Raw genomic sequence first — 10,978 nt, forward strand, 5'->3', positions numbered from 1 at the left:
GCGGCAACTGCCGCCTGCTTTTCAGGGTTTCCGGGTCACCGGAACGTCTAATTGCTTAAGCTCATCAACAAAACATGATGGCGCGTCTTTGCTAAACAGTAGCCATACCCGATGTCGTGCACGCGTTAGCGCCACATACAGCAACCGCCGCTCTTCAGCATCAGGAAAATCTTCAACAGCCGGGAGTAACGCCTCTTCCATAATCGACTCACGAGCCGGAGCCGGAAAACCGTCATTCCCGTCATGAAGCCCCATAACAATGACGTAATCCGCCTGCTGCCCTTTGCTGGCATGAATAGTCATAAAATCCAACTGCAGCTTGGGCCAGCGGGTGGCCGCTTTGTCCAGGCTGGCTGGCTTCAGATGATGGTACCGCGCCAGCACCAGAATTCTCTCTTCAGCTTTCACAAAACCCGACAGCTTATCCAGCAACAGATCTAACTGACTTTCATCGAGCAACGTGACAGCTTTTTTATCACCGATCGTCAGACTGTTCAGCGGTTTCGTGAGCTGATGTGGGTTTTGCTGGATAAACTGGTTTGCGACTTCGCCAATCCGGCTATTAAAACGGTAAGTCGTATCCAGATTACAGCTATCGCCCTCACCAAAATTTTGCTGGAATGCGGTCGTCAGAGAAAGCTGTGCTCCGCTGAACCGGTAAATGGCCTGCCAGTCATCTCCCACGGCAAACAGCGTGGTCTGCGAGTTTTGCTTTCGCAAGGCGGCTAACAGGGCGGCGCGCTGAGGGGAAATATCCTGAAATTCATCGACCAGAATATGTTTCCACGGACTGATAAACCGCCCCTTCTCCAGAATGACAATAGCCTGATGGATCAACCCGGAGAAATCGACGGCATTCTCATCCTTCAGGGCACTCTTCCAGGCCTTGAGCAGCGGCGCCATTAGCTTTATGCGTTTACTGAACAGATCGTGGATCTCCTCCGGAGCATTAGCAATCATCTCCGCCTGTGCTCCACCATGCATCCGCATCAAACTAACCCAGCGATCCAACCGGGAGGCCAGACGGCGCTGTAATTTTTCGTCATCCCAGAAGTTACCTTCGGGTACAGACCACTGCATTTCTTCTTCTAACCATTGTCGCCAGCCTTTAGCCTGAGCCTTTTTCTCACTGCACTGCTGACGCCAGGTCGTTATAAATAGTTTGTTGCGAGCGGCGGCATCATTTTCCAGCTTGCTCACTGTTGGAACTTTTTTGCTACCTTGCGAAATAATGTACAACGCCAGTGAATGGAACGTCCGTGCAGTGACCTCATCCGTATGCAGACGCTCACGAATGCGGTCATCCATCTCCTGGGCTGCTTTGCGTCCAAACGCCAGCAACAGGATCTGTTCTGGCGCGGCTTCTCCTCGTGCAAGCAGCCAGCCCGCACGGGCGACCAATACGGATGTTTTGCCGCTTCCGGCCCCCGCAAGAACCAATAAAGATTGCTCACCGTTCACTACCGCACGCGCCTGAGCCGGATTCAACGGCGAAGATTCAATATGCTGGAAAAACTCAGCATACTCTTCCAGCATTGCCTCGGTGTACGCCTGATTGTGCTGTAAGCGGCAGGCTTCAATGTCCTTCAACCATGCCTGGCATTGACGTAACGCCTCCCGGCAATTTTCAAATTCTTCCAGCCGATTAACCGGGAGCGGTAACGCGGCAAAGGCACGGCGAATCTGCTGCTGCAGCCCTGACGTTTGTTCGCGCGTCAGCCATTTACTTTCACTAGTACGGGCCGCTATCGCATCCAACTGTTGCTGTAAAACCCCCGCAGCAACGTCACTCATTTCCTGGCTCCACTGCTGCCAGAGTGCATTCAAATGATGATGGAAGCGCTGGGTTTCCGCCCACTCTGTACCGTGAAGACGAACCACCTTCTCATCCGGGAGTACAAACTCCAGCTCGCCCCACACCAGACCACGTTTGCAATGAATAGCCAGTAACTGATTGAAGGGAATAAGATACTCGTGACGATCGCCGGAAACTTTAATCCCGGCATTGAGAATAACGGCCCGATCGTAAGGGTGTTGTGCCAGACGTTTTCCAAGAGAAGTAGCTTTCAGTTCCATAAGACTCAAGCGGATCCACACGAAGAGGTTTGCTTATCAGTGTAACCGCCAGAGAAAACGTGCTCCAGCCCAAAAAAACGTTACAATTGCCGAATTCACAGAAAACCAGAGTTAACCGAGGGTTTATGCGTACTGTTCTGAATATTTTAAATTTTGTGCTTGGGGGGTTCGCCACCACCCTGGCCTGGTTACTGGCAACGCTGGTCAGTATCGTGCTTATTTTTACTTTACCTTTGACCCGTTCATGCTGGGAGATAACCCGACTTTCGCTGTTTCCCTATGGCAACGAAGCGATACATGTCGATGAACTGAATCCTGCCGGTAAAAGCGTCCTGTTGAATACCGGCGGCACCGTGCTTAATATTTTCTGGCTAATTTTCTTCGGCTGGTGGTTGTGTCTGATGCACATTGTCTCTGGTATTGCTCAGTGCATAACGATTATTGGTATTCCGGTTGGCATTGCGAACTTTAAAATCGCTGCTATTGCGCTCTGGCCGGTGGGTCGCCGGGTAGTTTCAGTAGAAGTTGCCCGTGCAGCGCGTGAAGCCAATGCACGTCGTCGCTTTGAATAATCAGGACCAATGGCCTTTATGTTAAGTCCTCTGCTCAAACGCTATACCTGGAACAGCACCTGGTTGTACTACGTGCGGATTTTTATCGCGCTATGCGGTACAACGGCGCTGCCCTGGTGGCTGGGTGACGTCAAGCTGACCATCCCTCTCACGCTAGGTATGGTCGCTGCCGCACTTACCGATCTCGACGATCGTCTCGCGGGCCGACTGCGCAATTTAATCATCACGCTGGTGTGCTTTTTTATTGCCTCAGCCTCCGTTGAACTGCTCTTCCCATGGCCCTGGCTGTTTGCTATTGGGTTAACGCTTTCCACCAGCGGTTTTATTCTGCTGGGGGGATTAGGCCAGCGCTATGCAACCATCGCTTTTGGCGCGTTGCTCATCGCCATTTACACGATGCTGGGCACCTCGCTTTACGATCAGTGGTATCAACAACCAATCCTGCTGCTCGCTGGCGCTATCTGGTATAACCTGCTGACGCTCACCGGACATCTTCTGTTCCCCATCCGCCCCTTACAGGATAATCTTGCACGCAGCTACGAACAATTAGCGCACTACCTGGAACTGAAGTCGCGTCTTTTTGATCCCGACATAGAAGATGAAAGCCAGGCGCCGTTGTATGATTTAGCCCTCGCTAATGGGCAACTGATGGCAACGCTAAACCAGACCAAAGTGTCGCTGCTGACTCGCCTGCGCGGTGACCGTGGACAACGGGGAACACGTCGCACGCTACATTACTATTTTGTGGCGCAGGATATTCATGAACGCGCAAGCTCCTCACATATTCAGTATCAAACGCTACGCGATCATTTCCGTCACAGCGATGTGATGTTCCGCTTCCAGCGGTTGATGTCGATGCAAGGACAAGCCTGTTCACAATTGTCTCGTTGTATTTTATTACGCACGCCTTACCAGCACGATCCGCACTTTGAACGCGTCTTCACCCATATAGATGCCGCACTTGAGCGCATGCGTGCCAGTGGTGAGCCTGCAGATCTGCTCAATACGCTGGGATTCTTACTATCGAACCTGCGGGCTATCGATGCGCAACTGGCCACCATTGAGTCTGAACAGGCTCAGGTACTCTCGCGCAATGAGTCTGAAAATCAGCTTGCTGATGACAGTCCCCATGGATTCAGTGATATCTGGTTACGCCTGAGCCGTAATTTCACCCCAGAGTCCGCACTGTTTCGCCATGCCGTCCGCATGTCATTAGTGCTCTGTGTTGGTTATGCCATTATCCAGGTAACCGGCATGAATCACGGATACTGGATCTTGCTGACCAGCCTGTTTGTCTGTCAACCAAACTACAATGCCACCCGACATCGCCTGGCGCTCAGGATTATCGGCACGTTGGTTGGGATTGCCATCGGTTTACCGATCCTGTGGTTTGTGCCCTCTTTAGAAGGGCAGCTAATACTTTTAGTGATCACTGGTGTACTGTTTTTTGCCTTTCGCAACGTCCAGTATGCGCATGCCACCATGTTTATCACGCTGCTGGTATTACTGTGCTTTAACCTGCTCGGCGAAGGCTTTGAGGTTGCGCTGCCGCGTGTCATCGATACGCTAATTGGCTGTGCTATCGCCTGGGCGGCTGTCAGTTTCATCTGGCCAGACTGGCGTTTTCGTAATCTACCACGGGTAATTGAGCGGGCGACTGACGCTAACTGCCGCTACCTTGATGCAATTCTCGAACAATATCATCAGGGTCGTGATAATCGTCTGGCCTACCGTATCGCTCGCCGTGACGCGCATAACCGTGATGCTGAACTCGCCTCCGTGGTGTCAAACATGTCGAGCGAGCCGGATGTGACGGCCCAAACCCGCGAAACGGCGTTCCGTTTACTGTGTCTCAACCATACGTTTACCAGCTATATTTCTGCGCTTGGCGCACATCGCGAACAGTTGACCAATCCAGACGTTCTGGCATTGCTGGATGACGCTGTTTGCTATGTTGATGATGCCCTTCACCATCAACCCGCTGACGAGCAACGCGTATACCAGGCGTTAGAAGGGCTGAAGCAGCGAATTCAGCACCTGGAACCACGCCCGGACAGTAAAGAGCCTCTGGTCGTTCAGCAAGTTGGGTTATTGATCGCTCTGCTCCCGGAAATCCGGCGATTACAGCAGCAAATTGCCGTACTACCTTCTAATACCCCGGTTCCGGCGTAAGAGAACTTACCCACTCCACCAGCTCCTGGCGACGCGTCGCCGGGAGCGCGGCTTCATGTATCCCCCCTACCGCGCCTTCAAGGGCATAGAGTACTTTTACCGTCAGAGCCGGGTTATTTTGCCGAAGTTTCAGCCAGCACATTTGTGCTCCCAACGACCGCATTGTCCCCTCATCTTTAATTCCAACTTCATTCAGCAGAGTCTCCAGATGAAACGTCATATTCGGCAATTCCCGCAGACGATGCTGGGTAAAGCGACTCTGTTTTTCCTTAACCGCTGCATCCAACGAATATCGCGATAACGACACCAGTTGCTGCTGGTTTTGCCACAGGGCATCGTTCACCTGGTAATAATTAAGTACAAGAGGACGTCCCCGCTTAATAAATGTCAGCCAGACAGGAGAATTTTGTACACAATACTGGGCACTCTGTTCACAGGCGCGAAGATACAACTCACCATTGGCGACCATGGCAAAGACCGTATCGCCAACCGTCAGACTGTAGCCACCAAACAGTGAGCGATAGTGAATTGTCCCCAGAGAAGCCAGATATTCCTGCGATTTATAGATCCTTGCATAAGAAAGCTCTTTCATAAAAATCCTTTTTAAATCATAACGTAAGCAAATGATTTTCAGTAGCGGATCCGTTAATGACGAAAATAGGCAACTTATGCGTATGGGGCAAGATGAATTTTATTTTTCCCGTGACGATGACTAAAAATTGCGAACCTGTTTCCGAAAATAAGGTTGATCTTTGTTGATAGCAGGGTTACTGTATATTCATACAGTAACTCACAGGGCTGGATTGATTATGTACACTTCAGGCTATGCAAATCGTTCTTCGTCGTTCTCTTCCGCATCAAGCAACATTGCGCGCGTTTCATCAGAGAACGCAACCGCTGGGCTTATCAGTGAAGTAGTCTATCGCGAGGACCAGCCCATGATGACGCAACTACTGCTGCTTCCTCTGCTGCAACAGTTAGGGCAGCAATCACGCTGGCAGCTGTGGCTGACGCCTCAGCAAAAATTAAGCCGGGAGTGGGTGCAGTCAGCCGGACTTCCATTGACAAAAGTAATGCAGATTAGCCAACTCTCCCCCTGCAATACGCTGGAATCGATGATCCGTGCGCTGCGCACAGGTAATTACAGTGTCGTTATCGGCTGGCTGGCAGAAGAATTAACGGAAGATGAACATGCCGAGCTGGTAAAAGCGGCTAATGAAGGAAATGCGATGGGTTTTATCATGCGTCCTGTTTGCGCACAGTCACTTGCGGGGAGACAGCATTCCGGGCTAAAAATTCACTCGAATTTGTATCATTGAGTAAAATTAGGATTTATCCTGGAATTTTTTTTCATGCTTCAATTTGCCTTTGAGCTTTAACGCGTTTTTCGTCCGAACGCCTGTCTCAAGCGGTTTTCAGGAAATCCTCAGTGCATTTAGTCATCAATAAATGTTAAATATTATGTATACAAGCCTTTTTTTTTCATATGCCTGACGGACTTCACACTTGTAAGTTTTCAACTACGTTGTAGACTTTACATCGCCAGGGGTGCTCGGCGTAAGCCGCAGATATCGGTAGAGCAACTATTGAACTGGTCCCCGGGTGAAGGATTTAACCGTGTTATCTCTCTTCGGAGATATTCATGGCGAATTTTGGATGATAACGAGGCGCAAAAAATGAAAAAGACAGCTATCGCAATTGCAGTGGCACTGGCTGGTTTCGCTACCGTGGCGCAGGCCGCTCCGAAAGATAACACCTGGTATACTGGTGCTAAACTGGGCTGGTCTCAGTACCATGACATTGGCAACAACCAGATCGACAACAACGGACCGACCCACGAAAGCCAACTGGGTGCTGGTGCGTTCGGTGGTTATCAGGTTAACCCGTACGTTGGTTTTGAAATGGGTTACGACTGGTTAGGTCGTATGCCGTACAAAGGCAACACTGAAAATGGCGCATTCAAAGCTCAGGGCGTTCAGCTGACCGCTAAACTGGGTTACCCAATCACTGACGATCTGGACGTTTATACCCGTCTGGGTGGTATGGTTTGGCGTGCAGACGCTAAAAACAACCAAGGCTTCAAAGACCACGACACTGGTGTATCCCCAGTATTCGCTGGTGGCGTAGAGTATGCAATTACTCCTGAAATCGCTACCCGTCTGGAATACCAGTGGACCAACAACATCGGTGACGCGAACACCGTTGGTGGTCGTCCGGATAACGGCCTGTTGAGCGTTGGTGTTTCTTACCGTTTCGGCCAGCAGGAAGAAGCAGCTCCAGTAGTTGTTGCTCCGGCTCCGGCTCCAGAAGTACAGACCAAGCACTTCACTCTGAAGTCTGACGTTCTGTTCAACTTCAACAAAGCAACTCTGAAACCAGAAGGCCAGCAGGCTCTGGACCAGATGTACAGCCAACTGAGCAACCTGGATCCGAAAGACGGTTCCGTAGTGGTTCTGGGCTTCACTGACCGCATCGGTTCTGACGCTTACAACCAGGGTCTGTCCGAGAAACGTGCTCAGTCCGTTGTTGATTACCTGATCTCTAAAGGTATTCCTTCTGACAAAATCTCTGCACGTGGCATGGGTGAATCCAACCCAGTTACTGGCAACACCTGTGACAACGTGAAAGCTCGCGCTGCACTGATCGACTGCCTGGCTCCGGATCGTCGTGTTGAGATCGAAGTTAAAGGCATCAAAGACGTTGTAACTCAGCCTCAGGCTTAAGTTATCGTCTTATAAAAAAACCCCGCTATGCGGGGTTTTTTTTCATCTGTTTCCACTCAAAACAAGCCTCTTGTTACACCAGCCAACCGCTAGTCTTTTCCCAGCAACGCCTGTAAATCCTGCTTCAATGTCGACATTTTGTTCGCGTACTTCTCTTTATGCTCTGCGTCTTCAATCAGCTGCACTATAGTTTCAGAAAGTGTTTTTCCGCGCCGCTGCGCAAGACCTGCCAGACGCTGCCAGACCATAAACTCCAGATCGATAGATTTCTTACGCGTATGTTGATGTTCTGCATTAAAGTGCCGCTTACGCCTCGCCCGGATCGTTTGCTTCATACGATTGAGCAGTGCAGGGTTCATGTATTCTTCAATCCAGGCGTTGACCCGAACCGGTTCATTTTCGAGGGTTAGCAACAAATCAACGGCTTCTTTGGCAGCGCTGGCTTCCACATAGCGGGTAATCAACTCCCCCTCGCGATGCTTCTTCACCAGGTACTTCCATTTCCATCCGCTTTCAAGATTTTCAAGTTGTTGATATTTCATTGCGATCTCAATGTTACCGTGTAACTCTTATCAGAATATCAGCTTTTTCGGCATCTGAAGAAAAGAATATCCAGCCTGTGAACTGTCGCGCGTCATCACAACCGTTTCGCGGCGCTTTCCAGGTGTTTAGTGGTGAGGGTTACGGTATAATCTCGTTTTTTACAACAGACTAAAAAACATCAACTTTGACCATTACGAAACTTGCATGGCGTGATCTGGTTCCTGATACCGACAGTTATCAGGAAGTATTTGCACAGCCGCACGTCACTGACGACACCGACACCTTACTTAGTGATACTCAGCCACGTTTACAATTCGCGCTAGAGCAGCTTCTTCAGCACTGGACAACATCCTCGTTCATGTTGGTTAAAGCACCGGAGGAGCTTGAGTATCTCAACCTTATTGCAAAGGCTGCACGTCCCTTGCACACGGATGCAGGAAGCCTGACTGGCGGTCATTACGACATCTCCGGTCACACTATTCGTTATCGTACAGCTGAAAAAGCGGAAGACAATTTTGCGACGTTGACGCAGGTGGTCAGCGCTGACTGGGCCGAAGCTGAACAACTGTTTGGCTGTCTACGTCAGTTCAATGGCGAAATTACGCTGCAGCCAGGTCTGGTACATCAGGCCAATGGGGGGGTGCTGGTTATCTCATTGCGCACGCTGTTGGCCCAACCTCTGTTGTGGATGCGTCTGAAAGCCATTGTCAGCCACGAGCGTTTTGATTGGGTGGCTTTTGATGAGTCTCGCCCACTGCCTGTCTCTGTTCCGCCTATGCCGCTTAAACTGAAAGTGATTTTGGTGGGTGAGCGTGAATCGCTGGCGGATTTCCAGGATATGGAACCAGAGTTGGCTGAGCAGGCCATTTACAGCGAGTTTGAAGATAATCTGCAGATCGTGGATGCCGAAACCATGACGCAGTGGTGTCAGTGGGTCACGCATACTGCCATGCGCAATAATTTGCCTTACCCCGCTCCTGATGCCTGGCAGGTTTTGATCCGTGAAGCCGTTCGCTATACCGGTGAACAGGATACATTACCTCTTAACCCGCTGTGGATCACCAGACAGTTCAAAGAGGTGGCCCCGTTATGCAAGAGCGAAACCTGCAACGCTGAGCAGTTCAGCCTGATGCTGGCTCAGCGCGAATGGCGTGAGGGATTCCTGGCTGAACGCATGCAGGATGAAATTCTGCAAGAGCAGATCCTTATCGAGACAGAAGGCGAGCGTATTGGCCAGATCAACGCCTTGTCGGTGATTGAGTTTCCAGGCCACCCACGCGCATTTGGCGAACCTTCTCGTATCAGTTGCGTCGTGCATATTGGTGACGGCGAGTTTACGGACATTGAGCGCAAAGCCGAGCTCGGCGGAAATATTCATGCCAAGGGTATGATGATTATGCAGGCTTTCCTGATGTCGGAACTCCAGCTTGAGCAGCAAATCCCCTTCTCTGCCTCGCTGACCTTTGAGCAATCTTACAGCGAAGTGGACGGTGACAGCGCGTCTATGGCAGAACTGTGCGCATTGATCAGCGCCCTCGCCGACGTGCCTGTTAATCAAAGTATCGCCATTACCGGTTCTGTCGATCAGTTTGGTCGGGCGCAACCTGTCGGTGGTCTGAATGAGAAAATTGAAGGTTTCTTCGCCATCTGCCAGCAGCGTGAGCTGACGGGCACGCAGGGCGTTATCATTCCTTCGGCTAACGTCAGACACCTCAGCCTGCATCCCGCGCTGCTACAAGCCATAGAAGAAGAAAAATTCACTATCTGGGCGGTGGACGACGTAACTGATGCGCTGCCACTGTTGCTAAATCTGGTGTGGGATGGCGAAGGCCAGACAACGCTGATGCAAACCATTCAGGAGCGTATTGCCACGGCTACGCAACAGGAAGGTCGTCACCGTTTTCCATGGCCGCTACGTTGGCTGAACTGGATTATTCCGAACTGATCGGACTTGTTCAGCGTACACGTGTTAGCTATCCTGCGTGCTTCAATAAAATAAGGCTTACAGAGAACATGGTAGATAAACGCGAATCCTATACGAAAGAAGACCTTCTTGCCTCTGGTCGCGGTGAACTGTTTGGCGCAAAAGGGCCACAACTGCCAGCACCAAGCATGCTGATGATGGACCGTGTCATCAAGATGACCGAAACCGGTGGCAACTTTGACAAAGGTTATGTTGAAGCTGAACTGGATATCAACCCAGACCTGTGGTTCTTCGGTTGTCACTTTATCGGCGATCCGGTGATGCCGGGCTGCCTGGGTCTCGACGCCATGTGGCAGCTGGTTGGATTCTATCTCGGCTGGCTGGGCGGCGAAGGTAAAGGCCGTGCGCTGGGCGTAGGTGAAGTTAAATTCACCGGCCAGGTTCTGCCGACTGCGAAGAAAGTCACTTACCGCATTCACTTCAAACGTATCGTTAACCGTCGCCTGATCATGGGCCTGGCTGATGGTGAAGTGCTGGTTGATGGTCGCCTGATCTACACCGCAAACGATCTGAAAGTGGGTCTGTTCCAGGACACTTCCGCGTTCTAATCCAGGACGGCGTAGCAGCCAGACATTAACGTTTCTCCGTTTTATCTGGTGTGCAAAAAGGCGAAACCTCCGCTCTGCGGAGGTTTCTTTTATCTAAAGAGACAGAATCAGGCCATTAAAACCCTATCCCCCATGGCTTCTCGCCAGCCTCCCAGCCAGTATGACCTCTGATTCAGCGTCTGATAGGGACACATTTCTTTTGAGCGTCCGGCAATGCCGGCCTGATATCCACGTTGATGTGCCCGTTCCAGGCGATCTCGTTTTTGTCTCTTCATGCCTCGTTTCCCTCATTTTTTGGTCTGGTGGAAAAGAAAACAGTGATTACTAAGTGTGCAATCACACTAAACGAATACCCCTAAA

10 protein-coding genes are annotated in these 10,978 nt (G+C 50.8%); 6 read left to right on the top strand and 4 right to left on the bottom strand.

Features of this window, described 5'->3' with window-relative positions; translation table 11 throughout:
- Positions 1 to 21: 21 nt before the first annotated feature.
- Entirely contained in the window at positions 22 to 2,076 is a 2,055-nt protein-coding gene (gene helD / locus OGV85_RS20960; protein WP_061547834.1) for a DNA helicase IV, read from the bottom strand.
- A 125-nt stretch (positions 2,077 to 2,201) separates the two neighbouring features.
- Between helD and OGV85_RS20965 the strand changes: the two genes are divergently transcribed.
- The gene (locus OGV85_RS20965; RefSeq protein ID WP_003035892.1) at positions 2,202 to 2,648 is read left to right on the top strand and encodes a YccF domain-containing protein; all 447 of its coding nucleotides are present in this window, start codon (positions 2,202 to 2,204) and stop codon (positions 2,646 to 2,648) included.
- 18 nt (positions 2,649 to 2,666) lie between these two features.
- Positions 2,667 to 4,820: a YccS family putative transporter gene (gene yccS, locus OGV85_RS20970; RefSeq protein WP_032941200.1), complete on the top strand. Its 2,154-nt coding sequence runs from the start codon at positions 2,667 to 2,669 to the stop codon at positions 4,818 to 4,820.
- Here yccS and OGV85_RS20975 read toward each other — a convergent pair.
- Positions 4,798 to 5,412: a TfoX/Sxy family DNA transformation protein gene (locus tag OGV85_RS20975; RefSeq protein ID WP_003035889.1), complete on the bottom strand. Its 615-nt coding sequence runs from the start codon at positions 5,410 to 5,412 to the stop codon at positions 4,798 to 4,800. The two genes, yccS and OGV85_RS20975, sit on opposite strands and share 23 nt — an antisense overlap.
- Positions 5,413 to 5,629: 217 nt before the next feature.
- On the opposite strand from OGV85_RS20975, the gene sulA reads away from it, so the two are divergent.
- Positions 5,630 to 6,139, top strand: coding sequence for an SOS-induced cell division inhibitor SulA (gene sulA, locus OGV85_RS20980; RefSeq protein WP_032948945.1), 510 nt, complete (start codon positions 5,630 to 5,632; stop codon positions 6,137 to 6,139).
- Positions 6,140 to 6,496: 357 nt separating this feature from the next.
- Entirely contained in the window at positions 6,497 to 7,543 is a 1,047-nt protein-coding gene (gene ompA / locus OGV85_RS20985) for a porin OmpA (protein ID WP_003035883.1), read from the top strand.
- Positions 7,544 to 7,632: 89 nt separating this feature from the next.
- Here ompA and matP read toward each other — a convergent pair whose 3' ends face one another.
- The gene (gene matP / locus OGV85_RS20990) at positions 7,633 to 8,085 is read right to left on the bottom strand and encodes a macrodomain Ter protein MatP (RefSeq protein ID WP_003035881.1); all 453 of its coding nucleotides are present in this window, start codon (positions 8,083 to 8,085) and stop codon (positions 7,633 to 7,635) included.
- 185 nt (positions 8,086 to 8,270) lie between these two features.
- On the opposite strand from matP, the gene OGV85_RS20995 reads away from it, so the two are divergent.
- Positions 8,271 to 10,031: an AAA family ATPase gene (locus OGV85_RS20995; protein WP_061547833.1), complete on the top strand. Its 1,761-nt coding sequence runs from the start codon at positions 8,271 to 8,273 to the stop codon at positions 10,029 to 10,031.
- Positions 10,032 to 10,099: 68 nt separating this feature from the next.
- Positions 10,100 to 10,618: a bifunctional 3-hydroxydecanoyl-ACP dehydratase/trans-2-decenoyl-ACP isomerase gene (gene fabA / locus OGV85_RS21000; RefSeq protein ID WP_003035875.1), complete on the top strand. Its 519-nt coding sequence runs from the start codon at positions 10,100 to 10,102 to the stop codon at positions 10,616 to 10,618.
- Positions 10,619 to 10,725: 107 nt separating this feature from the next.
- On the opposite strand, the gene rmf is transcribed toward fabA, so the two are convergent.
- On the bottom strand, positions 10,726 to 10,893 hold the full coding sequence (gene rmf, locus OGV85_RS21005) for a ribosome modulation factor (RefSeq protein WP_003035871.1): 168 nt from the start codon (positions 10,891 to 10,893) through the stop codon (positions 10,726 to 10,728).
- Between the last annotated feature and the right edge of the window lie 85 nt (positions 10,894 to 10,978).

It is taken from the genome of Citrobacter sp. Cf132 (genome assembly GCF_030333885.1).
Lineage (GTDB): Bacteria > Pseudomonadota > Gammaproteobacteria > Enterobacterales > Enterobacteriaceae > Citrobacter > Citrobacter freundii.

Coding starts and splice junctions, on each gene's coding strand:
- helD (WP_061547834.1), bottom strand. CDS start 2,076: ATGGAACTGAAAGCTACTTCTCTTGGAAAACGTCTGGCACAACACCCT.
- OGV85_RS20965 (WP_003035892.1), top strand. CDS start 2,202: ATGCGTACTGTTCTGAATATTTTAAATTTTGTGCTTGGGGGGTTCGCC.
- yccS (WP_032941200.1), top strand. CDS start 2,667: ATGTTAAGTCCTCTGCTCAAACGCTATACCTGGAACAGCACCTGGTTG.
- OGV85_RS20975 (WP_003035889.1), bottom strand. CDS start 5,412: ATGAAAGAGCTTTCTTATGCAAGGATCTATAAATCGCAGGAATATCTG.
- sulA (WP_032948945.1), top strand. CDS start 5,630: ATGTACACTTCAGGCTATGCAAATCGTTCTTCGTCGTTCTCTTCCGCA.
- ompA (WP_003035883.1), top strand. CDS start 6,497: ATGAAAAAGACAGCTATCGCAATTGCAGTGGCACTGGCTGGTTTCGCT.
- matP (WP_003035881.1), bottom strand. CDS start 8,085: ATGAAATATCAACAACTTGAAAATCTTGAAAGCGGATGGAAATGGAAG.
- fabA (WP_003035875.1), top strand. CDS start 10,100: ATGGTAGATAAACGCGAATCCTATACGAAAGAAGACCTTCTTGCCTCT.
- rmf (WP_003035871.1), bottom strand. CDS start 10,893: ATGAAGAGACAAAAACGAGATCGCCTGGAACGGGCACATCAACGTGGA.